At 64.2% G+C, this 24,722-nt stretch carries 20 protein-coding genes; 16 read left to right on the top strand and 4 right to left on the bottom strand.

What is annotated here, in order from left to right; genetic code table 11:
* Positions 1-31: 31 nt before the first annotated feature.
* Positions 32-562 carry a hypothetical protein gene (locus IB229_RS07330; RefSeq protein WP_192326419.1) on the top strand — a complete coding sequence of 177 codons (531 nt, stop codon included), beginning with the start codon at positions 32-34 and terminating at the stop codon, positions 560-562.
* 74 nt (positions 563-636) lie between these two features.
* Here IB229_RS07330 and IB229_RS07325 read toward each other — a convergent pair whose 3' ends face one another.
* From IB229_RS07325 to aceE, 3 genes are all read right to left on the bottom strand, one after another.
* Positions 637-837: a hypothetical protein gene (locus IB229_RS07325; protein WP_192326418.1), complete on the bottom strand. Its 201-nt coding sequence runs from the start codon at positions 835-837 to the stop codon at positions 637-639.
* Positions 838-1,027: 190 nt separating this feature from the next.
* Complete coding sequence (aceF, locus tag IB229_RS07320; protein ID WP_192326416.1) at positions 1,028-2,698, bottom strand: dihydrolipoyllysine-residue acetyltransferase; 1,671 nt, start codon at positions 2,696-2,698, stop codon at positions 1,028-1,030.
* Between the two features lie 11 nt (positions 2,699-2,709).
* On the bottom strand, positions 2,710-5,355 hold the full coding sequence (aceE, locus tag IB229_RS07315; RefSeq protein WP_192326414.1) for a pyruvate dehydrogenase (acetyl-transferring), homodimeric type: 2,646 nt from the start codon (positions 5,353-5,355) through the stop codon (positions 2,710-2,712).
* Positions 5,356-5,600: 245 nt separating this feature from the next.
* Here aceE and glnE point away from each other — a divergent pair, with 245 nt between their 5' ends.
* From glnE to IB229_RS07240, 15 genes are all read left to right on the top strand, one after another.
* On the top strand, positions 5,601-8,507 hold the full coding sequence (glnE, locus tag IB229_RS07310; protein ID WP_192326412.1) for a bifunctional [glutamate--ammonia ligase]-adenylyl-L-tyrosine phosphorylase/[glutamate--ammonia-ligase] adenylyltransferase: 2,907 nt from the start codon (positions 5,601-5,603) through the stop codon (positions 8,505-8,507).
* Positions 8,508-8,603: 96 nt separating this feature from the next.
* Complete coding sequence (locus tag IB229_RS07305; protein ID WP_192326410.1) at positions 8,604-9,527, top strand: branched-chain amino acid transaminase; 924 nt, start codon at positions 8,604-8,606, stop codon at positions 9,525-9,527.
* 115 nt (positions 9,528-9,642) lie between these two features.
* The gene (gene waaF, locus IB229_RS07300) at positions 9,643-10,680 is read left to right on the top strand and encodes a lipopolysaccharide heptosyltransferase II (protein ID WP_192326408.1); all 1,038 of its coding nucleotides are present in this window, start codon (positions 9,643-9,645) and stop codon (positions 10,678-10,680) included.
* Complete coding sequence (waaC, locus tag IB229_RS07295; protein WP_192326406.1) at positions 10,677-11,678, top strand: lipopolysaccharide heptosyltransferase I; 1,002 nt, start codon at positions 10,677-10,679, stop codon at positions 11,676-11,678. Before waaF ends, waaC begins: the two co-directional genes overlap by 4 nt.
* A complete protein-coding gene (locus tag IB229_RS07290) occupies positions 11,678-12,799 on the top strand; it encodes a glycosyltransferase family 4 protein (protein ID WP_192326404.1) in 1,122 nt (373 codons plus the stop codon). The genes waaC and IB229_RS07290 overlap by 1 nt, the downstream gene beginning before the upstream one ends.
* Positions 12,796-13,602 carry a lipopolysaccharide core heptose(I) kinase RfaP gene (gene rfaP / locus IB229_RS07285; RefSeq protein ID WP_192326402.1) on the top strand — a complete coding sequence of 269 codons (807 nt, stop codon included), beginning with the start codon at positions 12,796-12,798 and terminating at the stop codon, positions 13,600-13,602. Before IB229_RS07290 ends, rfaP begins: the two co-directional genes overlap by 4 nt.
* Positions 13,568-14,599 carry a glycosyltransferase family 9 protein gene (locus IB229_RS07280; RefSeq protein WP_225578930.1) on the top strand — a complete coding sequence of 344 codons (1,032 nt, stop codon included), beginning with the start codon at positions 13,568-13,570 and terminating at the stop codon, positions 14,597-14,599. Before rfaP ends, IB229_RS07280 begins: the two co-directional genes overlap by 35 nt.
* Positions 14,599-15,330, top strand: a complete 732-nt coding sequence (locus tag IB229_RS07275; RefSeq protein ID WP_192326400.1) for a lipopolysaccharide kinase InaA family protein — start codon at positions 14,599-14,601, stop codon at positions 15,328-15,330. Before IB229_RS07280 ends, IB229_RS07275 begins: the two co-directional genes overlap by 1 nt.
* Positions 15,327-16,073: a lipopolysaccharide kinase InaA family protein gene (locus tag IB229_RS07270; protein WP_192326398.1), complete on the top strand. Its 747-nt coding sequence runs from the start codon at positions 15,327-15,329 to the stop codon at positions 16,071-16,073. Before IB229_RS07275 ends, IB229_RS07270 begins: the two co-directional genes overlap by 4 nt.
* Positions 16,070-17,530 carry a lipopolysaccharide kinase InaA family protein gene (locus IB229_RS07265; RefSeq protein WP_192326396.1) on the top strand — a complete coding sequence of 487 codons (1,461 nt, stop codon included), beginning with the start codon at positions 16,070-16,072 and terminating at the stop codon, positions 17,528-17,530. Before IB229_RS07270 ends, IB229_RS07265 begins: the two co-directional genes overlap by 4 nt.
* Before the next feature lie 14 nt (positions 17,531-17,544).
* On the top strand, positions 17,545-19,299 hold the full coding sequence (locus IB229_RS07260) for a carbamoyltransferase (protein ID WP_192326394.1): 1,755 nt from the start codon (positions 17,545-17,547) through the stop codon (positions 19,297-19,299).
* Complete coding sequence (locus IB229_RS07255; RefSeq protein WP_192326392.1) at positions 19,286-20,425, top strand: glycosyltransferase; 1,140 nt, start codon at positions 19,286-19,288, stop codon at positions 20,423-20,425. Before IB229_RS07260 ends, IB229_RS07255 begins: the two co-directional genes overlap by 14 nt.
* Positions 20,422-21,687: an alpha-2,8-polysialyltransferase family protein gene (locus IB229_RS07250; protein ID WP_225578929.1), complete on the top strand. Its 1,266-nt coding sequence runs from the start codon at positions 20,422-20,424 to the stop codon at positions 21,685-21,687. Before IB229_RS07255 ends, IB229_RS07250 begins: the two co-directional genes overlap by 4 nt.
* A 63-nt stretch (positions 21,688-21,750) precedes the next feature.
* Positions 21,751-22,857: a capsular biosynthesis protein gene (locus tag IB229_RS07245; protein WP_192326390.1), complete on the top strand. Its 1,107-nt coding sequence runs from the start codon at positions 21,751-21,753 to the stop codon at positions 22,855-22,857.
* A 1-nt stretch (position 22,858) separates the two neighbouring features.
* Complete coding sequence (locus tag IB229_RS07240) at positions 22,859-24,031, top strand: O-antigen ligase family protein (protein ID WP_192326388.1); 1,173 nt, start codon at positions 22,859-22,861, stop codon at positions 24,029-24,031.
* 49 nt (positions 24,032-24,080) lie between these two features.
* On the opposite strand, the gene IB229_RS07235 is transcribed toward IB229_RS07240, so the two are convergent.
* Positions 24,081-24,695, bottom strand: a complete 615-nt coding sequence (locus IB229_RS07235) for a lipopolysaccharide kinase InaA family protein (RefSeq protein ID WP_192326386.1) — start codon at positions 24,693-24,695, stop codon at positions 24,081-24,083.
* Positions 24,696-24,722 lie beyond the last annotated feature (27 nt).

The raw sequence follows: 24,722 nt of genomic DNA, 5'->3' as shown, positions 1-24,722 counted from the left end.
TCTATCAACCAAAGTTCGGCAAGGGTGCATTATGCAGCTGGGACTGACAAGAAGACTGAGCGGGTTATTGCTGTTGCTGGCCCTGGGCGGCGGCGGGCCCTCCGTGGCAGCAGCGGTCGAGGCCCAGCTCAGCGGCGAAGAGCAGGCGCGTTATCTGGCAGAACTCAAGCGCCTGTACCTGACCAAGAATGAACGCACCGCGCTGCTCGCGCACAGCAATGCGCTGCTCGATTCCTACGCCCTGCGCGCCGCCTACCAGGTGGGCAAGCCACAGCGCAGCGACCTGCGTTACCAGCTGAGCGTCACCGCGCCGGGGGAGCTGGCGGTACGCGAAGAGTCGCGCGCCGAGCAGGGGACTTCGCTGGCGGTGAGCAATCAACGCCTGTCGGTGTTCGGCCTCGATCCGTACATCCACTACGACTGCCCGGCCACCGGTATCGTCTGCGAACTGAAGAACCCGGCCGACGGCAGCCCGTGGATCCGGGTGCTGCGTGATCACCAGGGCGCCGCCGAGCTGGCCAAGGCGATCACCTTCCTGATTCGCAACCTGCAGAAGAGCTGAGTGCCCGGAGGGTGCCGACGAACATGACAAGGCCCGGTTTTCCGGGCCTTGTGCTATCTGAGTCAGTCGTTTGCCTAGAGCAGGCAGAACGGTTCGCTTTCCTTGCGCTGGCGATGGCTGTTCATCGCTTTGCGAAACAGCTCGGCGTTGCTGGCGCTGGCCCGCTGCGCCAGTTCCTGTGCGGCTTCGGCGCTGTCGCAGATGATGAAGAAGGTATTGAGGTAGACGCGCCATTGTGGCGATTCGCCGTCTACCTGTTCGATCCGCACGTCCATCGCCCCGGCTCCTGTGCGCCTGCTGCGGCGCGGTCGGAGTCACCCTAGCACGTCAGGCGTGAGGCGCCTGTGCGCTGGGCGGTTTTCTGCATCACTGCCCGGCAGCGGAAAACGACGGACAAAAAAAGCCCCGCACTGGGCGGGGCTGAGGGGAAGAGGCGTCGAGCCTCAAAGCACAACCTGGATCGGCTTACAGCAGCATGGTGCGGATATCGCCCAGTACTTCGCCGAGGCGTTTGGTGAAGCGCGCCGCGGCGGCGCCGTTGATTACGCGGTGATCGTAGGACAGCGACAGCGGCAGCATCAGCTTGGGCTGGAAGGCCTTGCCGTCCCACACCGGCTGGATGGTCGCCTTGCTCACGCCGAGGATCGCCACTTCCGGCGCGTTGACGATCGGCGTGAAGCCGGTGCCGCCAATGTGGCCAAGGCTGGAGATGGTGAAGCAGGCACCCTGCATGGCATCGGCCGAGAGCTTCTTGGTGCGCGCCTTCTCGGCCAGTTCGGCCGCTTCGGCCGCCAGCTGCAGCAGGCTCTTCTTGTCGACGTCGCGGATTACCGGGACCAGCAGGCCGTCCGGGGTGTCCACGGCGAAACCGATGTGCACGTACTTCTTGCGGATCACGGCCTTGCCGGACGGCGCCAGCGAGCTGTTGAAGTCCGGCAGCTCGCGCAGCAGGTAAGCACAGGCCTTGAGCAGCAGTGGCAGCACGGTGAGCTTGACCCCGGCCTTCTCGGCCACGGCCTTCTGCGCCACGCGGAAGGTTTCCAGCTCGGTGATGTCGGCCGAGTCGAACTGGGTCACATGCGGCACGTTGAGCCAGCTGCGATGCAGGTTGGCAGCGCCGACCTGCATCAGGCGGGTCATCGCCACTTCTTCGATTTCACCGAACTTGCTGAAGTCGACTTCCGGGATCGGCGGAATGCCGGCGCCGCCGGTCGCACCCGCTGCCGGAGCGCTCTTGGCCTTCTGCAGCATGGTCTTGACGTAGGCCTGCACGTCCTCCTTGAGGATGCGGCCTTTCGGGCCGGTGCCGGTGACGGCGGCCAGCTCGACGCCGAACTCGCGCGCGGTCATACGCACGGCCGGGCCTGCATGCACCTTGCTGCCATCGCGCTTGGGCGCGGAGGTTTCCGCAGCGGCAGCGGACAGCGCGGCAATCGCCCGCACTTCGGCGGCCACGTGTGGCGCGGCGCCTTCCGGAACCCGATGCACTTCCGGGCTGGCCGGCGCAGCAGGTGCCGCGGCGGGGGCGGGTGCCGGCGCTGCGGCAGCGCCTGCAACCTTGAGCCTGAGGATCAGGTCGCCGGTGCCGACTTCGGCGTCCAGCTTGACCAAGACCTCTTCCACGATGCCGGCTGCGGGCGAGGGGATCTCCATGGAGGCCTTGTCGGACTCCAGGGTGATCAGCGACTGGTCGGCCTCGACGCTGTCGCCAGCCTTGATCAGCACTTCGATGACCTTGGCTTTGCCTGCCGAACCGATATCCGGAACGTGGATGTCCTGCACGCTGCTGCTGGCGGGCGCTGCCGCAGCGGCGGGTGCGGCAGCGGCAGCCGGGGCCTCTGCTGGCGCCTTGGGTGCTTCCGCGGGTGCTTCGGTCGGGGCTGCAGGGGCTTCAGCCGCCGCGCCTTCGATTTCCAGTTCCAGCAGCTCGTCGCCCTCTTTCAGGCGGTCGCCGAGCTTCACCTTCAGGCTCTTCACCACGCCGGATTTCGGCGCGGGGATTTCCATGGAGGCCTTGTCGGACTCCAGGGTCAGCAGGCTCTGGTCGGCTTCGATACGGTCGCCGACCTTGACGAACAACTCGATAACTTCACCCTCACCGCTGCCGATGTCGGGTACGCGAATCAATTCACTCATCGTTTCGCTCCTTAGCAGTCCAGTGGGTTGAGTTTTTCCGGGTTGATGCCGAACTTGACGATGGCCTCGGCCACGATCTTGGGTTCGATATCACCGCGGTCGGCGAGGGCTTCCAGGGCGGCCAGGACCACCCAGTTGCGATCCACTTCGAAGAAGTGGCGCAGCTTCTTGCGGCTGTCGCTGCGGCCGAAGCCGTCGGTGCCGAGAACCTTGAATTCGTTGCTCGGCACCCACTGACGAATCTGTTCGGCGAACAGCTTCATGTAGTCGGTGGAGGCGATCACCGGGCCCTGACGGCCGCCCAGGCATTCTTCCACGTAGGTTTTCTTCGGCTTCTGGCCCGGATGCAGGCGGTTGCTGCGCTCCACGGCCAGGCCGTCGCGGCGCAGTTCGTTGAAGCTGGTGACGCTCCATACGTCGGCGGCGACATTGAACTCGTCACGCAGGATCTTCGCCGCTTCGCGCACTTCCCGCAGGATGGTGCCGGAACCGAGGAGCTGCACATGGTGCGCGGCTTCCTTCTTGTCCTCTTCGAGCAGGTACATGCCCTTGATGATGCCGGCCTCGGCACCTTCGGGCAGCGCCGGCTGCTGGTAGGACTCGTTCATCACGGTGATGTAGTAGAAGACGTCCTGCTGTTCCTCGGTCATCTTCTTCATGCCGTCCTGGATGATCACCGCCAGCTCGTAGCCGTAGGTCGGGTCATAGGTGCGGCAGTTGGGGATGGTCGCGGCCAGCATGTGGCTGTGGCCGTCCTCGTGCTGCAGGCCTTCGCCGTTGAGCGTGGTGCGCCCGGCGGTGCCGCCGATGAGGAAGCCTCGGGTGCGGCTGTCGCCAGCGGCCCAGGCCAGGTCGCCAATGCGCTGGAAGCCGAACATCGAATAGAAGATGTAGAACGGCAGCATCGGCTGGTTGTGGCTGGAGTACGAGGTGCCGGCGGCGATGAAGGAGCTCATGGCGCCCGCTTCGTTGATGCCTTCCTCGAGGATCTGGCCCTTCTTGTCCTCGCGGTAGAACATCACCTGGTCCTTATCCACCGGCTCGTAGAGCTGGCCGACCGAGGAGTAGATGCCCAGTTGGCGGAACATGCCTTCCATGCCGAAGGTGCGCGCTTCGTCCGGGATGATCGGCACGATGCGCGAGCCGATGTCCTTATCCTTGACCAGCTGCGCGAGGATGCGCACGAAGGCCATGGTGGTGGAGATTTCGCGGTCGCCGGAGCCGTCGAGGATGGCCTTGAGGGTGTCCAGTGGCGGTGTCGGAATGCTGAAGCTCTTGGCCCGGCGCTGCGGCACGAAACCACCGAGGGCGGCGCGGCGCTCGCTCAGGTAGCGCGCTTCGGCGCTGCCGGCTTCCGGCTTGAGGAACGGCAGGTTTTCCAGCTGGTCATCTTGTACCGGGATGTCGAAGCGGTCGCGGAACTGCTTGAGGCTGTCGACATCGACCTTCTTGGTGTTGTGCGCAGTGTTCTTCGCTTCGCCCGCGCCAGTGCCATAACCCTTGACGGTCTTGGCCAGGATCACGGTCGGCTGCTCTTTGTGGTTGACCGCCTGGTGGTAGGCCGCATAGACCTTGTACGGGTCGTGGCCGCCACGGTTGAGCTTCCAGATCTCGTCGTCGGACAGGTCGGCGACCATCGCCTTGAGTTCCGGCGAGTTGAAGAAGTGCTCACGGACGAACGCACCGTCCTTGGCCTTGTAGTTCTGGTATTCGCCGTCGATGACTTCGTCCATGCGGCGTTGCAGGATGCCGTCGACATCCTTGGCCAGCAGCGGGTCCCAGAAGCGGCCCCAGACCACCTTGTTGACGTTCCAGCCGCCACCGCGGAACACGCCTTCGAGTTCCTGGATGATCTTGCCGTTGCCGCGCACCGGGCCGTCGAGGCGCTGCAGGTTGCAGTTGATGACGAAGATCAGGTTGTCCAGCTTCTCGCGGCCCGCCAGGGAAATCGCGCCGAGGGATTCCGGCTCGTCGCACTCGCCGTCGCCCATGAAGCACCAGACCTTCTGCTTGCCGGCCGGGATGAAGCCGCGTGCTTCCAGGTATTTCATGAAGCGCGCCTGGTAGATCGCCTGGATCGGGCCCAGGCCCATGGACACGGTGGGGAACTGCCAGAAGTCGGGCATCAGCCAGGGGTGCGGGTACGACGACAGGCCCTGGCCGTCGACTTCCTGGCGGAAGTTGTTCATCTGCTCTTCGCTGATGCGACCTTCCATGAAGGCGCGGGCATAGACGCCGGGGGAAGCGTGGCCCTGGAAGAAGATCAGGTCGCCACCGTGCTCTTCGGTGGGCGCCTGAAAGAAGTAGTTGAAGCCGATGTCGTACAGCGTCGCCGAGGAAGCGAAGCTGGAAATGTGGCCGCCCAGGTCGGAGTCTTTCAGGTTGGTGCGCATGACCATGGCCAGCGCGTTCCAGCGCACCAGCGAGCGAATGCGGCGTTCCATGAACAGGTCGCCAGGCATGCGTGCTTCGTGGGTCAGCGGAATGGTGTTGCGGTACGGCGTGGTGATCGCATACGGCAGTTGTGAGCCGCTGCGGGTAGCCAGCTCACCCATGCGGGTCAGCAGGTAGTGGGCGCGATCTTCGCCCTCTTTGTCGAGAACCGATTCGAGGGCTTCCAGCCATTCCTGGGTTTCGACGGGATCGAGGTCTTGCATGGCTTGCTCCAGGGCGGAAAGGCTTCCAGAATCGAAAGCCTGGGGTCGTGCCCACTTTTTGGGCGGGCGACGCAAAGTCATTGTTGGCCGGGTTCGACCGGCTGTTCTTCTGTAGTTTTACTACAAAAAGACGGCTGATGCAGCGCCTGGGACACAATCTTTAGTAGTAAAACTACAATAAATTGCTGGTGGAAAGCGGCAGCTGCCAGAGGCAGGTCCGCGCTTTCCGCCCTCAAGGATAGACCATGAGCTTGCCGTCACTCGCCGCTTTGCCGGCTGCCCTCAAACCCCTCGCTGATCGCGCCCACGCCCTGCAATTGCCCGCCTCCTGGCCGGTACAGCGGCAGGACGCGTTGCTGCGCGTCTGCGCCGCCAGCGACTTCGTTCACGAGCAGGCGGTGCGTGATCCGCAGCTGTTGCCCGCGCTGGCCGAGAGTGGCGAGCTGGAGCGTGCGTTCACCGCGGGCGAAATGCGTCGGCAGCTGCAGGCGGCGCTCGACGGCTGCGGCGACGAGGACGAGCTGGGCCGCCGCCTGCGGCGTTTCCGCAATCGCCAGCAGGTGCGCATCGTCTGGCGCGATGTCACTCGTCAGGCCGACCTGGCCGAGACCTGCCGCGATCTGTCCGATCTCGCCGATGCCTGCATCGACCTGGCCTATCACTGGCTCTATCCGCGTCACTGCGAACAGTTCGGCACGCCCATCGGGCGGCGTACGGGCGAGGCGCAGCACATGGTCATCCTCGGCATGGGCAAGCTCGGTGCCCACGAGCTCAACCTGTCCTCGGACATCGACCTGATCTTCGGCTATGCCGAGGGTGGCGAAACCGAAGGGGTCAAGCGCTCGCTGGATAACCAGGAATTCTTCATCCGCCTCGGCCAGCGCCTGATCAAGGCGCTGGATGCGATCACCGTCGAAGGCTTCGTCTTCCGCGTCGACATGCGCCTGCGCCCTTACGGCTCGGCCGGCGCGCTGGTGCTCAGCTTCAACGCGCTGGAGCAGTACTACCAGGACCAGGGCCGCGATTGGGAACGCTACGCGATGATCAAGGCGCGGGTGGTCGGCGGCGATCAGGCGGCCGGCAAGCAGTTGCTGGAGATGCTGCGGCCGTTCGTCTACCGCCGTTACCTGGATTTCTCCGCCATCGAGGCGCTGCGCGCGATGAAGCTGCTGATCCAGCAGGAAGTGCGGCGCAAGGGCATGAGCGAGAACATCAAGCTCGGCTCCGGCGGTATCCGCGAGATCGAATTCATCGCCCAGGCCTTCCAGCTGATCCACGGTGGCCGCGACCTCAGCCTGCAACAGCGGCCGCTGCTCAAGGTGCTGGCGACGCTGGAAGGGCAGGGCTACCTGCCGGCGCCGATCATCGACGAGATGCGCCAGGGCTACGAGTTCCTGCGCTACACCGAGCACGCCCTGCAGGCCATCGGCGACCGCCAGACGCAGATGCTGCCAGCTGACGACATCGAGCGGGCGCGAGTGGCGTTCATCATGGGCTTCGACAGCTGGAGCGCCTTCCATGAGCGGCTGATGTATTGGCGCGGGCGCATCGAGTGGCACTTCCGCCAGGTCATCGCCGACCCGGACGAGGAGGAGGGTGTCGAGGCCGAGGTTTGCGTGGGTAGCGAATGGCTGCCCTTGTGGGAGGAAGCGCTGGACGAGGACAGTGCGACGCGTCAGCTCGACGACGCCGGCTTCGGCGAGCCGGCCGCGGCGCTCAAGCGCCTGGTCGACCTGCGCGGCGGCTCGCAGGTGCGCACTATGCAGCGCCTCGGTCGCGAGCGCCTGGATGCCTTCATCCCGCGCCTGCTGGCGCAGACCGTCGAGCACGACAACCCCGATCTGGTGCTCGAGCGCGTGCTGCCGCTGATCGAGGCAGTGGCGCGGCGCTCCGCCTACCTGGTGCTGCTCACCGAGAACCCGCTGGCGCTCAAGCGCCTGCTGACCCTGTGCGCGGCCAGCCCGTGGATCGCCGAGCAAATCACCCGCTTCCCGCTGTTGCTCGACGAGCTGCTCAATGAGGGTCGTCTGTTCAACCCGCCGCTGGCACCGGAACTGGCCGCCGAGCTGCGCGAGCGCCTGACGCGAATTCCCGAGGACGACCTGGAACAGCAGATGGAGGCCCTGCGCCACTTCAAGCTGGCCCACGGCCTGCGCGTGGCGGCCTCGGAAATCGCCGGCACCCTGCCGCTGATGAAGGTCAGTGACTACCTGACCTGGCTGGCCGAGGCGATTCTTGCCCAGACCCTGGCTTTGGCCTGGCGCTACACCGTAGCCCGCCACGGCGTGCCGCGCCGCGCCGATGGCAGCGCCTGCGATCCGGACTTCATCATCGTTGGCTACGGCAAGGTCGGCGGTATCGAGTTGGGCCACGGCTCGGACCTCGACCTGGTGTTCATCCATGACGGCGACTCGCAGGCCGAGACCGATGGCGCCAAGCCGATCGACGGCGCGCAGTTCTTCGCCCGGCTCGGCCAGCGCATCATCCACCTGCTGACCACCCAGACCACCTCGGGCCAGCTCTACGAGGTCGACATGCGCCTGCGTCCGTCGGGGGCGGCGGGGCTGCTGGTCAGTTCGCTGGCCGCCTTCGAGCGCTACCAGCAGGGCGAGGCCTGGACCTGGGAACACCAGGCGCTGGTGCGCGCGCGGGTGCTGGTCGGCTGCGCGCGAGTCGGTGCGGCGTTCGAGCAGGTGCGCGCCAGCGTGCTCGGTCGCGAGCGCGATCTGCCGACCCTGCAGGGCGAAGTCAGCGAGATGCGCGCGAAGATGCGCGACAACCTCGGCAGCCCAGCGACCGCGGCCGGCACGGCGGCGAATGCCTTCGAGCCGACGGTTTCCTTCGATCTGAAGCAGGACGCCGGAGGTATCGTCGATATTGAATTTATGGTGCAATACGCGGCCCTGGCGTGGTCCCGGGAGCACCCGCAGCTGCTGCGTTTCACCGACAACATGCGCATTCTTGACGGCCTGCGCGATGCCGGTCTGATGCCGGCGACGAATGTCGCGCTGCTGCAGGATGCCTACAAGGCCTACCGCGCCGCCGCCCACCGTCAGGCCCTGCAGAAGCAGCCCGGCAAGGTGTCCGGTGAGCAGTTCCACAGTGAACGGCAGGGCGTGATGCGGGTCTGGCGCGAGCTGGGCCTGAGCTGACGAGATACCCCGAATTGCAGTGCCGGCCGGCCACAGACGAGCCGCCCGGCGCCGTTGAACCGATGAACGAAGCGGATACTTGAGGAGCTGGCAACGATGTCGATGGCCGATCGTGATGGCGTGATCTGGTATGACGGCGAACTGGTGCAGTGGCGCGATGCGACCACCCATGTTCTGACCCACACCCTGCACTACGGCATGGGCGTGTTCGAGGGCGTGCGCGCCTACAACACGCCGGAAGGCACGGCGATCTTCCGCCTGCAGGCACACACCGACCGCCTGTTCGATTCGGCGCACATCATGAACATGAAGCTGCCGTTCACCAAGGAAGAGATCAACGAAGCGACCCGCGCCGCTGTTCGCGAGAACAACCTGGAAACCGCCTATATCCGCCCGATGGCGTTCTACGGCTCCGAAGGCATGGGCATCCGCGCCGACAGCCTGAAGGTCCACGTGATCGTCGGTGCCTGGCACTGGGGCGCATACATGGGCGAAGAGGCTCTGCAGAAGGGCATCAAGGTGCGCACCAGCTCCTTCACTCGCCACCACGTCAACATCTCGATGACCCGCGCCAAGGCCAACGGCAACTACATCAACTCGATGCTGGCCCTGCAGGAAGCCGTTTCCGGCGGTGCCGACGAAGCCATGCTGCTGGACCCGGAAGGCTACGTGGCCGAGGGCTCGGGCGAGAACATCTTCCTGGTCAAGAACGGTGTGGTGTACACCCCGGAAGTGACCTCGTGCCTGAACGGCATCACCCGCAGCACCATCCTTACCCTGGCCGAAGAGCTGGGCATCCCGGTGATCGAGAAGCGCATCACCCGTGACGAGGTGTACATCGCCGACGAGGCCTTCTTCACCGGTACCGCCGCCGAAGTCACGCCGATTCGCGAAGTCGACGGCCGTGCCATCGGTATCGGCAGCCGTGGCCCGGTTACCGAGAAGCTGCAGAAGGCTTATTTCGACCTGGTCACCGGCAAGACCTCGGCGCACCCCGAGTGGCGCACCCTGGTCAAGTGAGGAGGCGACGCGGTGCCGGTTCTGCCGGCCCGCCCGGCTGCCGCATGGCGTGAAACGAATAGAACAAGGCAGTGACGGGGAGGCGTGAGCCTCCCTGGTCATTTCCGGAGCCCTGATGAGAATACTGATCGTAGGCCCCAGCTGGGTCGGTGACATGGTGATGGCGCAGACGCTGTTCGTCTGCCTCAAGCAGCGTCATCCAGGCTGCGAGATCGACGTGCTGGCGCCCGAGTGGAGCCGGCCGATCCTCGAGCGCATGCCCGAAGTGCGTGCGGCGCTGAGCTTTCCGCTCGGCCACGGCGTGCTCGACATCGCCAGCCGCCGGCGCATCGGCAAGTCGCTGGCCGGCCAGTACGATCAGGCGATTCTTCTGCCCAACTCGCTCAAGTCCGCCCTGGTGCCGTTCTTCGCCGGCATCCCCGTGCGCACCGGCTGGAAGGGTGAGATGCGCTACGGCCTGCTCAACGACATCCGCACGCTGGACAAGCAGCGCTACCCGCTGATGATCGAGCGCTTCATGGCCCTGGCCTACGCGCCGGGTGTCGAACTGCCGCAACCTTATCCGCAGCCGCGCCTGCAGATCGACGAGGCCAGCCGCGCCGCGGCCCTGGCCAAGTTCGGCCTGAGCCTGGATCGCCCGGTGCTGGCGCTGTGCCCCGGTGCCGAGTTCGGCGAGGCCAAGCGCTGGCCGGCCGAGCACTACGCCAAGGTCGCCGAGCTGAAGATCCGCGCGGGCTGGCAAGTGTGGCTGTTCGGCTCGAAGAATGACCATCCGGGTGGCGAGACCATTCGTGGTCGGTTGATTCCCGGCCTGCGCGAGGAAGTCAGCAACCTCGCCGGGCAGACCAGCCTGGCCGAGGCCATCGACCTGATGTCCGCCGCCGGCGCCGTGGTGTCCAATGACTCCGGGCTGATGCACGTCGCCGCCGCGCTGAACCTGCCGCTGGTGGCCGTGTACGGCTCGACCTCGCCGCAGTTCACCCCGCCGCTGGCCGAGCAGGTGGAAATCGTGCGCTTGGGGCTGGAGTGCAGCCCGTGCTTCGACCGCACCTGCCGCTTCGGCCACTACAACTGCCTGCGCGAGCTCAAGCCGCGCCCGGTGATCGAGGCCCTCGGCCGTTTGGCGGCAGACCCGATCGAGGTCGCTGGATGAGGGTGCTGCTGGTCAAGACCTCGTCGCTCGGCGATGTGATCCATACCCTGCCGGCGCTTACCGACGCGGCGCGGGCGATCCCCGGCATCCAGTTCGACTGGGTGGTGGAGGAGGGGTTCGCCGAGATCCCGGCCTGGCACCCGGCCGTGGCCCAGGTCATTCCGGTGGCCATTCGCCGCTGGCGCAAGAACCTCTGGCAGACCCTGAAGAACGGCGACTGGTCGCGCTTCAAGGCGCGCCTGCGCGAGACCCGCTACGACCTGGTGATCGACGCCCAGGGCCTGCTCAAGAGCGCGTTGCTGACCCGCTACGTCAAGGCGCCGGTGGCCGGCCTGGACCGCGACTCGGCGCGTGAGCCGATTGCCTGCCGCTTCTACGATCGCCTGTATGCCGTACCCAAGGACCAGCACGCGCTGGAACGTACCCGCCAGCTGTTCGCCCAGGCGCTCGGCTACAGCGTGCCGGCTGGGCTCGGAGACTATGGCCTGGATCGCGCGGCGCTGGCCGATGTGGTCGCCCAGCCGTACCTGCTCTTCCTGCATGGCACCACCTGGGCCAGCAAGCACTGGCCGGAAGCCGACTGGCGCGCGCTGACGCAGCGCATGGCCGATGCCGGCTGGGCAGTGCGCCTGCCGTGGGGTAACGACACCGAGCGCGCGCGGGCCGGGCGCATCGTCGCCGGTATCGCCAGCGCTGCGGTACTGCCGAAGTTGAACCTTGCCGGTGTGGCCAAGGTGATCGCCGGGGCGCAGGCCTGCGTGGCGGTCGACACCGGCCTCGGCCATCTCGCCGCGGCGCTGGATGTGCCGACGATTTCGCTCTACGGTCCGACCCTGCCCGGGCGTGTCGGCGCCTACGGCCGCGGCCAGGTGCACCTGTGCGCGACTGGCCCGGATGCTGGCAGCGGCGACCGGCACAAGGCCTGTTTCGACGGGCTGGATGCCGAACGCGTCGGCACCGAACTGGAGGCGCTGCTGCTGGCGCCGGAGGCGGTCTGATGCAACTCGCGTTCGTGCTCTACAAGTACTTTCCCTTCGGCGGCCTGCAGCGCGACTTCCTGCGCATCGCTCTGGAGTGCCAGGCGCGTGGCCACGCCATTCGCGTCTACACGCCAATCTGGGAGGGCGAAGTGCCGGCTGGTTTCGATGTGCGCGTGGCGCCGATCAAGGCGCTGTTCAACCATCACCGCAACGAGAAGTTCAGCGCCTGGCTGGCGGCCGACCTGGCCCGCGATCCGGTGGACCGGGTGATCGGCTTCAACAAGATGCCGGGCCTCGACGTGTACTACGCCGCCGACGGCTGTTACGAGGACAAGGCGCAGACCCTGCGCGCGCCGATCTACAAGCGCTGGGGCCGCTACAAGCACTTCGCCGACTACGAGCGCGCGGTGTTCGCGCCCGAGTCGAAGACCGAGATCCTGATGATCTCCGAGGTGCAGCAGCCGCTGTTCGTCAAGCATTACGCGACCCCGGCCGCGCGCTTTCATTTGCTGCCACCGGGTATCGCCGCGGACCGCCGTGCGCCGGCCAATGCCGCCGAGATCCGCGCCGAGTTCCGTCGCGAGTTCACGCTGGCGGACGACGATCTGCTGCTGGTGCAGATCGGCTCGGGCTTCAAGACCAAAGGCCTGGACCGCAGCCTCAAGGCGCTGGCCGCGTTGCCGCGCGAGCTGAAGCAGCGCACCCGCCTGATCGCCATCGGCGAGGACGACCCGCGCGCGTTCCAGCTGCAGGCCAAGGCCTTGGGCATTTCCGATCGCGTCGAGATCATGAAGGGGCGCAGCGACATCCCGCGCTTCCTGCTCGGTGCCGACCTGCTGATCCACCCGGCGTACAACGAGAACACCGGCACGGTGCTGCTTGAGGCACTGGTTTCCGGGTTGCCGGTGCTGGTCAGCGACGTGTGTGGCTACGCCCACTACATTGCCGAGGCCGACGCTGGACGCGTGATCGCCAGCCCATTCGAGCAGGAGGCCTGCAACCGCATGCTCGCCGAGATGCTTGCCGATGACGCCGCCCGCCAGCGCTGGGGCGCCAACGGCTTGAACTTCGCCGACACGGCGGACCTGTATTCCATGCCGCAGCGCGCGGCCGACGTGATCCTGGCGGAGCGCGTATGAAGCTGATCCTCGCCGAACCGTTCAAGCGCCTGTGGGCCGGGCAGGATGCCTTCGCTGCGGTGGAGGCCCTGCAGGGCCAGGTCTACCGCGAGCTGGAAGGTCGTCGCACCCTGCGCACCGAAGTCGAGGGGCGTGGCTACTTCGTCAAGATCCACCGCGGCATCGGCTGGGGCGAAATCGTCAAGAACCTGCTCACGGCCAAGCTGCCGGTGCTCGGCGCGGGCCAGGAGTGGCAGGCGATCCAGCGTCTCACCGCGCTTGGCGTGCCGACCATGACCGCCGTGGCCTACGGCGAGCGCGGCAGCGATCCGGCGAATCAGCATTCCTTCATCGTCACCGAGGAGCTGGCGCCGACCACCGACCTGGAGCAGCTGACCCTCGACTGGGTGCGCCAGCCGCCGCAGCCGCGTCTCAAACGCGGGCTGATCGACGAAGTCGCGCGGATGACCGGCGACATGCACCGCGGCGGGGTCAATCACCGCGACTGCTACATCTGCCACTTCCTGCTGCATACGGACACCCCGGTGACCGCGGACGACTTCCGCCTCTCGGTGATCGACCTGCACCGCGCTCAGGTCCGTCGCGCCACGCCGCTGCGCTGGCGCAACAAGGACCTGGCGGCCCTGTATTTTTCCGCCCTGGATATCGGCCTTACCCGCCGCGACAAGCTGCGTTTCCTCAAGGCCTATTTCCGCCGCCCGCTGCGCGAGATTCTGCGTGACGAAGCCCGGCTGCTCGGCTGGCTGGAGCGCAAGGCGGACACGTTGTATGCACGCAAGCAGCGCTATGGAGACGCGTTGTGAACAGGAAGTTGATCGGGAGAGTCTGCGTTTGAGTTTTACTGGTTTGAAAGTGGCGGTCATCCCGCCCGCGGCATTGGGCGATACGCTGGTGTACCTGCGTCTGGCGTGGCTGTTTCACCTGGCCGGTGCTAGCGTGCGGTTCCCGGCCAACACCCTGTACTCGGCCCGCGAAAATTTCGAGTGGCTGAGTGTCGAGCCCTACGTCCAGAAGGACTTGCCCGCTCTAAGTGATGAGTGTGACCTGGTCGTCGCCTACTTCAATCAGCTGCCCACCGAAGGCTCACTGCGCGAGCAGTGCCTGGCGCGCAGCAACATTGCCTTGGTCAGTGCAAAGAAGATACCGAGCGAGTTGTGTCTGGATTCGCGCGATGTGCACGTCGGGGCGCGTGTTTACCAGCACGCCGGGATGCCTTTCTGTCTGCATTCCAAGGATGGTCGAACGATGGTGGCGTGGGTCGAACATTACGCCCAGCGTGTCTTTGGCCTTCAGTCCAGTGATCTGCCCATACCAGTACGCTGCAAGTCCGTGCGGCCTGCATCCAATCGGGTGGTGATCTTTCCGACGTCGCCAAAGCCGCGAAAGAACTATTCCCCTGCCGGATTCCTCTCCTTGGCAAATCGCCTGCGTCGCAAGGGGTGGCGGGTCGAGTTTGCCTGCCAGGGGCCTGAACAGGCGCGCTTGAGCAGCGAGTTATCTGGCTTCGAGGTTGTTAGCTTTCCTGATATCCAGGCGCTTATGGCGTATCTGGCGGGGGCGCATGCGGTGATCAGCAACGATTCCGGTGGTGGTCACCTGGGCTCGTTGCTGGGGCTGCGCACGTTCACCATCACCCGCAAGCATGCGCTGTTCGCCTGGCGACCTGGCTTCAACCCGCATAATTTTGTTGTGGCGCCGCTGACGCGCATCAAATGGGGGGACGATTACATCTGGCGCCCGTTTGTGCCTGTCGGGCGCATCGTTTCCAGACTCGGTCAGGCTCCGGTGGAGGGCCGCTGATGAGTGGTTGGTTCGTCGAACCGGCTTATGCCGGGCTGGATGATTTCACCAGCCTGGACAGCGTGTTTGCCATCGAAGGCAAGCGTCTGACCCGTGATCCGCTGTCCGAGGTGGTCCTAATCGAGCGTGACGGCGTGCGCTACTACGTCAAACGCTACTGGGACGCGGGCAAGGGCCTGCGCCATTACATCGGCCGGCCGCGGGTCAAGGCCGAGTGGCAGAACCTCAAGTACTTCGCCAAGTGGGGCATCCCCACGGCGCCGATCGTCGCCTATGGTCTGGAGCGTCGCGCTGGTTCCTTCGTACGCGGGGCGCTGATCACCCGCGAGCTGGAAAATACCGCGGATCTCGCGGCGCTGGCCAGGCACGACGACCCGCGCCTGCGCGATCCGCGCTGGGTAGACGTGGTCAGCCGCCAGCTGGCCCGCGCCACCCGTACGCTGCACGACCATCACTTCACTCACAACGACCTGAAATGGCGCAACCTGCTGGTCGATGACCGCGAGCAGCTGTTCCTCATCGACTGTCCGACCGGTGCGTTCTGGTGGGGGCCGTTGCTGCGCCGGCGGATCACCAAGGACCTGGCCTGCCTGGACAAGGTCGCCAAGTACACGCTGACACGCAGCCAGCGCTTGCGCTTCTATCTGCAGTACCGCGGGCGCGAGCACCTGAGCGCTTCAGACAAACGGCGCATCCGGCAGATCGTTGGCTATTTCGAGGGCAGGGAATGAATGACTTCATCGCCAGCGAGGATCGCGCGCTCCTCGAACGTCACGGCCTCGCCGACTTCGATGCGCTATGGGCGCTGACCCTGGAGGCGGTCGACGAGCCGAACACCGAGCGTGGCGGCTGGAGCAGCGTCTATCGCCTGGATCTGGGCGAGGCGGCCTATTACCTCAAGCGGCAGAGCAACCACCTGACCCGCAGCCTGTTGCAGCCCTTCGGTGAGCCGACCTTCGCCCGTGAGTTCCGCAACATCCAGCGCTACCGGAAACTGGGTATCCCGGCGTTGCAGGCCGCGTTCTTCGCCGAGCGTCGGGTGCCGGGCGAGCGCCGCGCGGTGCTGCTGACCCGGGCGCTGGATGGCTGGCTTGACCTCGACCACTGGCTGGCTGGCTGGGGCGCGCTGCCGCAAACCGAGCGCCAGGCCATTCTCGAGGCCTGTGGTGAGTTGGCCCAGCGCCTGCACCAGGCCGGGCAGATGCACGGCTGTTTCTACCCCAAGCACATTTTCCTGCGCCACGCCGGCGAGGCATTCCAGGCACAGCTGATCGACCTGGAGAAGACCCGTCCGTTGCTGTTCGGCATGCGTGACCGGGTCAAGGATCTGGAGCCGCTGTTGCGCCGTGCGGCGATCTGGAGCGAGGCGGATATACGCCGCCTGCTGGGAGCGTATCTGCCGGATCAGGCCGGGCTGGAGTCTTGGTGGCAGCGCCTGGGCGCCCGCCGTCGGCACAAGGAGGCGCGGCGATGACGCTTGCCGAGCTGGCCGCAGGCGGGCGTGAGCCGGCGCTGCCGTTCACCCTCGAATTGGCCGATGCGGCCGGCCCGGCACCGCTGCGGGTCGAGCGACTGCTGCGCGTGCTGCCGGGGCAGCGCTATGTCGGTGTGGCGGAGTGGCGCGGGCGTCGGGTGCTGGCCAAGTTGCTGGTCGGCTCACGCGCGGCGCGACACTTCCAGCGTGAACTGAGTGGCGCACGCCTGCTCGTCGAGCGGGGGCTGAAAACGCCGCAGCTGCTTGCCGATGGCCTGCGCGAAGACCAGGGTGGCTGGCTGCTGTTCGACTACCTCGACGGCGCGCAAAGCCTGGGTGATGCCTGGCATGCGGTCGAGTCCGAGCCGCCACTCTCCGATGCGCAGCAGGCGGTACTGGGCGAGGCGCTGGCGGCCATTGCGCGGATGCATGCGGTCGGCCTGTGGCAAAGCGACCTGCATCTGGACAACCTGTTGCGTCATGAGGGGCAGTTGTTTGTCATCGATGGCGGTGGTGTGCAGGTGGAAACGCCTGGCCAGCCACTGTCGCGTGGCAAGGTGCTGGAAAACCTCGGGGTGTTCTTCGCCCAGCTGCCGGCTGAACTGGAGCCGTTCACCGAAGAGCTGCTGGTGCATTACCTGCTGGCCAATGGCGAACATGCCCTGCCGCTGGAGGCGCTGCTGAAGGAAGTGGCCAGGGTGCGCCGCTGGCGCCTGCGTGACTACCTGAAGAAGGTCGCCCGCGATTGCAGCCTGTTCTCGGCCCGGATCGGCGCCTTTGGCCTGCGTGTGGTACGGCGCAGTGAAGAGGCGACGCTGCAGCCGCTGCTGAATAACCTCGACCTGCTCACCGAGGCCGGGCACGTCTACAAGACCGGCGGCGCGGCGACGGTTGCCCGTGTCGAGCTGAGCGGCCGACCGTTGGTCGTCAAGCGCTACAACGTCAAGAACCTGCTGCATTGGCTCAAGCGCTTCTGGCGCCCGAGCCGGGCCTGGCACAGCTGGCGTGAAGGTCATCGTCTGGAGCTGCTGGGTATCGCCACGCCCCGTCCGCTGGCGGTCGTCGAGCGGCGCTGGTGCGGCCTGCGCGGGCGTGCCTACCTGATTACCGAATACTGCGGCGGGCAGGATATAATCGCGCGTTTTCAGGCATTCCATGACGGATCGCCCCCGGAAACCGACCTGTTGGCCCTGGATCGCCTGTTCGCTGGCCTGCTGCGCGAACGCATCAGCCACGGTGATTTCAAGGGGCACAACCTGTTCTGGGATGACGGATTGGCTCGCTGGTCGCTGATCGACCTCGATGCCATGCAGCAGCATCGCAGCGCGCGCGGTTTCGCCAGGGCCTATGCCCGCGACCGCGCCCGCTTCCTGCGCAACTGGCCCGCCGAGTCGGCGTTGCACCGGTTGCTCGATCAACGGATACCGCTGACGCCCGCCGTCAGTTCAGAAGATTAAGAGAGGCTAGACCCTTGGCACTGACGATTCTCGGCCTTTCCGGCGCGCTCAGCCATGATCCCTCCGCGGCCCTGTACATCGACGGCAAGCTGATCGCGGCCGCCGAAGAAGAGCGCTTCGTGCGCGACAAGCACGCGAAGAATCGCATGCCCTACGAGTCCGCCAAGTTCTGCCTGGAACAGGCCGGGATCAAGCCGTCCGATGTCGATGTGGTGACCATTCCGTTCGCTCCGATCAGCATTTTCGGCAAGGCTCGCTGGCAGTACGCCAAGCGCTACTGGTACGCTCCGGACCGTGCGCTGGACGCAATCCTGATGGGCAACCGCCGCTACAAGCGTTACCGCAAGAAGATTCAATGGTGCCTGGAACAGCTCGGTTTCGATCTGAAGAAGATCAAGATCGAGCCGGTCGAGCACCACCTGGCCCACGCCGCCAGCGCCTACCACTGCTCGGGCTTCACCGAGAAGACCGCGATCCTTGGCATCGACGGTAAGGGTGAGTACGCCACCACCTTCTTCGGCTACGGCGAGAACGGCAAGATCCACAAGATCAAGGAATTCTACGATCCGGATTCCCTGGGCGGCCTGTACGGCGCGATCACCGAGTTCCTCGGCTTCGAGATGCTCGACGGCGAGTTCAAGGTCATGGGCATGGCACCTTACGGTGACGCGGCCAAGTACGACTTCTCGCGCCTGGCCAAGTTCGAGAACGGCGAGCTGATCATCAACACCGACTACGCCAATGTCATCGGCTTCCGTCGCTACAAGGAAAACGGCAAGGGCTACTACTTCTCGCCCAAGCTGATCGAGTGGCTGGGCCCGAAACGCAACGGCGACATCGCCGACGACCCGTACATCCACTACGCCGCCAGCATGCAAGCGCTGTTCGAGAAGCTGGCGCTGGAAATGATGGAGTACTACCTCGGTGACATCATCCGCGAGACCGGCAAGATCGCCTTCGCCGGCGGCTGCGCGCTGAACGTCAAGCTGAACCAGAAGATCATCGCCCGTGACGACGTGAAGGAGCTGTTCGTGCAGCCGGCCTCCGGCGATGCCGGTACTTCGGTCGGCGCTGCTGCCTACGTCTCGCACCAGCGCGGCGTGCCGGTGGAGAAGATGGAGCACGTCTACCTCGGCCCTTCGTACTCCAACGAAGACGTGATCGCCGCCTGCGCCCGTCACCCGAGCAAGCCGGTATTCAAGCGCATCGACAACATGCCGCAGCGCATCGCCAAGATCATGGTCGATGCCAACCCGGTAGCCTGGTTCCAGGGCCGCATGGAGTTCGGCCCGCGCGCCCTCGGTGGTCGTTCGATCATCGGTTGCCCGAGCGTGGCTGGCGTGGCCGACCGCATCAACGAGCAGATCAAGTTCCGCGAGCGCTGGAGGCCCTTCTGCCCGTCGATGCTCGACACCGTCGGCCCGCAGATGCTCAAGGTCGACCACCCGAGCCCGTTCATGACCTTCACCTTCGAAGTCAACGAAGAGTGGAAAACCCGCGTCGGCGAAGTGGTGCACGAGGATGGCACCTCGCGCGCCCAGGTGCTCAAGCGCGAATACAACCCGCGCTACTACGACATGATGCTGGAGCTGGAAAAACTGACCGGCAACGGCGTGTCGCTGAACACCTCGCTCAACCGCCGCGGTGAGCCGATGATCTGCTCGCCGACCGACGCGCTGAACATGTTCTACGGCTCCGACCTGCAGTACCTGATCATGGAAGACATCCTCGTGGTCAAGGATGGCAAGGACTGGTATGACAACATCTGAGGTTGCGGGGACTGCTCAGGCCTGGGTACTGCAGTTTTGCCATGGCTATGACGGCCCCTTCCTCGATTGCGCGCGGCAGTACGCCGCGCTGTTTGCCGGTACCCGTTACAAGGTCTGCACCGTCTACCTGACCGGCGCGCCGAGTGCCGAAGTCGAGGCCGGGTCGGCTTCCGACGAGGTGATTTTCTTCGACTATTCCAGTCGTGAGGTGCGTGGGCTCAAGCTCAAGGCGATCGCCGACTTCAAGCGCATCGCCGCTTCGCGTAACTTCAGCCTGTGCATCGCCCATCGTTTCAAACCGGTGTACGTCGCCCTGCTGGGCAGCGACCTGCCGGTGATCGGTGTGCACCATGCCTTCGGTGATTACCGTCGGCTGTCGCGCCGGCTGTTCGCCCGGGTGTTCAAGGCACGTCTGGCGCTGCTCGGGGTGTCCGATGCCGTGCGTGACGATATGCGTGCCAGCCTGCCGAGCTGGCCGGACGAGCGTATCGCCACCCTGTACAACCGTCTGGATATCGCCACCGTGCAGGCCGAGCTGCTGGATCGCGGCGCTGCCCGGGCTGCCTTGCAGTTGCCGAACGATGCCTGGGTGATCGGCAATGTCGGCCGCCTGCACCCGGACAAGGACCAGGCGACGCTGATCCGCGGTTTCGCCCAGGCATTGTCGCAACTGCCAACCGGCAGCCTGCTGGCGATCATGGGCAGTGGCAAGCTGGAGCCTGTGCTCAAGGCGCTGACCGTCAAGCTGGGCGTGGCCGATCGCGTGCGGTTCCTCGGCCAGGTAGCCGGTGCTCGCCGTTACTTCCAGGCCTTCGATGTCTTTGCCCTGAGCTCCGACCACGAACCGTTCGGCATGGTGCTGTTGGAGGCCATGGCTGCAGGCGTGCCGTTGATCGGCACCGACTGCGGCGGTGGTCGCGAAGTGGTGCAGGGGGTTGGCCGCCTGTTTGCGCTTGGCGATGCCGACGGCCTTGCTCGCCAGTTGATCGCCGAGGCTGCGGCTGGCACGGAGCTGGCTGCCACGCGCCAGCGCTTGCAGGAGCAGCTCGTGCTGCGTTTCTCGGATCAGGCGATTGCTGAGCAGTTCTGGGCACTGCCCATGCTGGCGAGTCTGCGTGCGTCATGATGGCTGAAACCGCAGTCGACTCCTGGGCCAACAAGGCTCGCGCGCTGGACCGCTACCGCTGGCTGCTGCTGCGCGAGCGTCATGGTGTGCTCGGTAGTGCCCTGCGCTTTGCCCGTGAAGCGCTGGGCGACTGGTGGTTCGGCATGCGTGCCAAACGGCGTCTGGCGACTGAGGTTGCAGGCGAGTCCTGCGATTTTCTGCTGCTGCAATCAGCGCCCAAGGTGATCAAGTTCCAGCGCAAGAAACTGCTGATCGAGGGGCTGCGCGCGCGCGGTCATGGCCTGATCGAAACTGCGCTGGAGGAACCGAAGACGATCTTGCGCCAGCGTCTGCTCAGGCTTCCGCCCTGCAGCGTGCCTACCCGCTACTTCGGGCATGCCGCCTATGCCGAATGGCTGGTGCAGCGGTACCAGCCACGGGTTCTGCTCAACGACCGCAATGGCAGCCTGTATGCCCCCTTCCTGCGCCTGGCGCTGAACCGTCGTGGCACGCTGCTCGTGCACCTGGCGCATGCCACCACGGTGGAAGGCTCGCGTCGCCTGGGTATGAACGACTACGACTACTACTTCCTGTTTGGCCAGAGTTCGCTGGAGGCCTTGCAGGCGCGCAAGCTGCGTTTCGGTACTTCGACGGCGGTACTGGCCGGCTCGCACATGATCGACGGCACCTTCGATCTCCCTCCCGCGGAGGCCGAGCGGCGCGTGCTCTTGGTCCTCGGCGTGGGGCCTGACAAGGAAAAGGAAGCGGGCTACCAGCGTACCTACGACCTGTTGCGTGACTGGGCAGCGGCGAATCCGGGTTATCAGGTGTTGATCAAACCCCATCCACGCAGTCAGGTGCCGTTCTGGCATGAGGCGGCTCGCACGCTCGACAATCTGCAGGTCCTGCCTGCCGATTTCTCACTGGCGGGTGCCTTGAGCCGAGCTTCGCTGGTGGTCAACATCATGTCCAACGCGGTAATCGAGGCGGCATTGGCGCGGCGGCCGGTGATCTATTGCAACCTGAGCGAGGATAAGGACATTTTTGCTCAGGAGCGTTTCTTCGGACCGGTGCTGACAAGTCTTCCAGCATTGCAGGCGCGCATTGTACGCATAGCCGATGAGTACGCTGCAGAAGTTGTCGGAGCATACGACTTCGGTCAGTACCACCTTGCTCATGGCGTGCAGGGGCTACAGGTCAACCAGCAACTGCTTGTTGAGTTGCTGGTGCATGCGGAGCCTCAGTCGCCAATCGAGCGCTGCCTGCTTTGTGAGGCGCTGTAGCATGCGGTGCCTTTCTCACATGCTGTCTTTTGCCAATGCAAATTCAGCTTTTCAGGGTTGATCATGGTTCAGTTTTTGTTCTTTTCTCTGGCCAAGCACCAGAGCATCTATTTTCAACGGCTACTCGACGAAACCGAACTCCAAGGCGAAGTTGTGGTGCCGGCTGATATGCCGTGGCCGCGCCCGTGGAAACTTTCGAGTATCGCCGGGCGCATCGATTGGGATGGACTGATCGAAGAGAAATGTCAGGAGCGTCGGGTCAAGCGCAAATACGAAGGATTTCTGTATCGCCTTCTGCTGCGCCTAGAGCTGGCTTGGGTTGCATTAAGAGTGCACGCGCTGCTAATACGGAAGCAGCCTCAGGCGATAGCCATGTGGAATGGATCGCATCGCTATTGTCAGTTATTGCTGGCACTGCGGCCTTCCGGTTGTCGCACCTTCTTTTTCGAGAACGGCTTACTGCCGGATACAACCACACTGGATACCAGAGGGGTCAACTACCGTAACTCGGTGCCGCGTGACGCGGCGTTCTACCGATCCTATCAGGCCCCTGTCGACGCTACCGAGGCGCAACTTACCTTGGTGCCACGCAAACCGCGCAATACCCGTCTGGAGCCCATCACGTTGCCTGAGCACTTCGTGTTCATCCCGTTTCAGGATGACCGTGATACTCAGGTTCGCCTGTTCTCCCCCTGGATTGCGGATATGCGCGAGTTGTTTGTCTTGGGGGAGCGCCTTGCCGAGGAGACGGGTGTAACGGTGGTATTCAAAGAGCACCCGTCCAGCCGCGAGTCTTACCCCGAGCTGCATCAGCGCTGTCACGAGCGGCTTCTCTTCGCCAACGGTAACGCTACGCAGGAGTTGATCGAGTCCAGCCAGTACGTTGTAACACTGAACTCGACCGTAGGTTTGGAAAGTCTGCTTCTGGGCAAACCGCTACTGACGCTGGGGCAGGCGTTCTTCAATATTCCAGGGCTGGTTATGCACGCGGATTCGCTTGAGGAATTTCTGGCTATCGCCACGACATTCCCTAATTGGTCGCTTGAGCCTGCCATCAGAGAGAATTTCTTGCGCTACATGGCGGCAGAGTACTGTGTGCAGGGGAGCTGGCAGAGCGCCGAGCGGGCTCAGCTTGAAAGGGTTGCTGCAAGAATGCTTCAGGAGTGTTGATGTGTTGAAAGGGCTTTCATTAAGGCAGGATATTCTTGCACGTTGGGCTGTAGTCGGATTTCTGGTTTTCCTTTGTGCTCCTTGGGTGATGTCGAGCAACAAGCACTACCACCAGTTACTGAATGTGCTGTTCTGGTTGCCGGCTTTGCTAGCGCTGTGCCTGGCTGATTTTCGTCGCACCCTCAAACAACCGGAAATGCTGCTGTTCTTTTTGCTGTCTATATGGACATTGGTGGTTCTGGTTGTGCAGGCCGACGAAGACACCGCAAGCAAGGCCAAGTTGCCATTCTATGTATTGCTAAATTTACTTGGAGTTGTCCTTGCTGCTCAGGACTCTCGTTGGCCGTTAGAGCGTGTGCTGCAGGTTTGTATATTGATTGGTGGCGTATTCGCCTTCGCTTCAGCGTTTTACTTCTATTGGAATCATGGTGGCGACAGGTTGATTGCCATCGGTCTGTGGGATAGGGCGATATTGGCCGCCCACGCAGTGGGGGCGCTTGCCGTCTTGGGGGCGCTGCTTTTGTATGGTGTTCCCAAAAAGCCTTGGATTGCTGCTCTGCTTACGCCCGTGATCATCGGCTACGCTGTTTTTCTAGGAATGAGCCAGACCCGCGGTGTATGGCTCGCGTTGCTGGCGGTGCCGATTGTCATACTGCTGGCTCGCCCAACGCGCCTTGGGGTCTTGTTCTTGCTTGCGGCGCTGGCCGGGGTTGCAGCAATTGCCCTGATAGAGCCAGAGCTGTTCTTGCAGCGGGGGGTTTCTCTGCGCCCGGCCCTGTGGCAAGCCGGAGTCGAACTGATCCGGCAGAACTGGCTATGGGGCGTGGGCTTTGAGGCTTACACCATTGCTGTGCCGAACGGCCCCATTCTCTACAGGCACCCTCATAATCTGTTTCTCGATACCGGGGTTCGCCTTGGGGTTCCCGGCCTTTTGCTTTTCCTCGGACTGTGGTGCGCTACTGCCATGCGTGGTTGGCGTAATCGCGATAGTGCTCTTGGGCGTGGGCTTCTTGCGCTTTGGAGCTTTTCCAGCGTGGCGTTGCTGACTGATGGTATCGGTCTGTGGTTGAAGCCTAATGCCGATTGGCTCGTAACCTGGTTGCCCATTTCGCTTGCAGTGGTGCTAGCAATGCGTCAGGGGCGTAGTGAGGCGGCGTCTGGCAGCATTAAGTAGGCTATCTGTCGGCAGGGCGTGTCATTCGCTGACCTGCCCAATTTCCCTCTCAGCGGCAGGTCTTGCTCGCTGCTTCGTAGGCCTTGAGCAGGTCGTCCCAGGGGAAGTTTTCGACTTTTCGACGCTGCAGGTAGTTGTGCAGGTGCTGGAAGTTGCGTCGGATCAGGCCGCGTCCCAGTGGGCGGCCTTTGAAGCGGATGTCGAGAAAGTCGATGAGGCCGAAGCTGCCGTCCGGTGTGTGCAGAATGTTGCCCAGGTGCAGCGAGCGGAAATAGATACCCAGTTCGTGCAGATGACGGATATAGGCGGCGAACGTCGGCAGCAGGCTGTCGAACTCGTCGCGTGCGTCACGGAAAATCTTGTCCAGTGGCCTGCCCTGCAGCGGTTGATAGAGACAGGCGCTGACAGCCTTGTCCCGGTCGATCCAGCACAGCTCGACAATCTTTGGGGTGTGGATGCCGAGCTGTTGCAGGTGCGTGGCACGCTCGGCGAAGCGTCGGGCGTCCGGGCGCAGGCGGGCAAACAGGGGCGTGCGGCGGCTGCGGAAAATCTTCAGCAACTGCCCGTTGGACAGACGAACCACCTTGGGGCCGTGGCTGTCTTTTTCCAGAAGCTCGCCCTGGCTTAGCCAATCTTGTAATTCGTTCGCTGTTACAATCCGCATCTTTTCTCTCTAGCCAGTCGCACGAGG

It is taken from the genome of Pseudomonas sp. PDM14, assembly GCF_014851905.1.
In the GTDB taxonomy this organism is placed as follows: Bacteria; Pseudomonadota; Gammaproteobacteria; order Pseudomonadales; family Pseudomonadaceae; genus Aquipseudomonas.
Note: the sequence above shows the minus strand (reverse complement) of the source record. Positions and strands in the feature narration are given on the sequence as shown.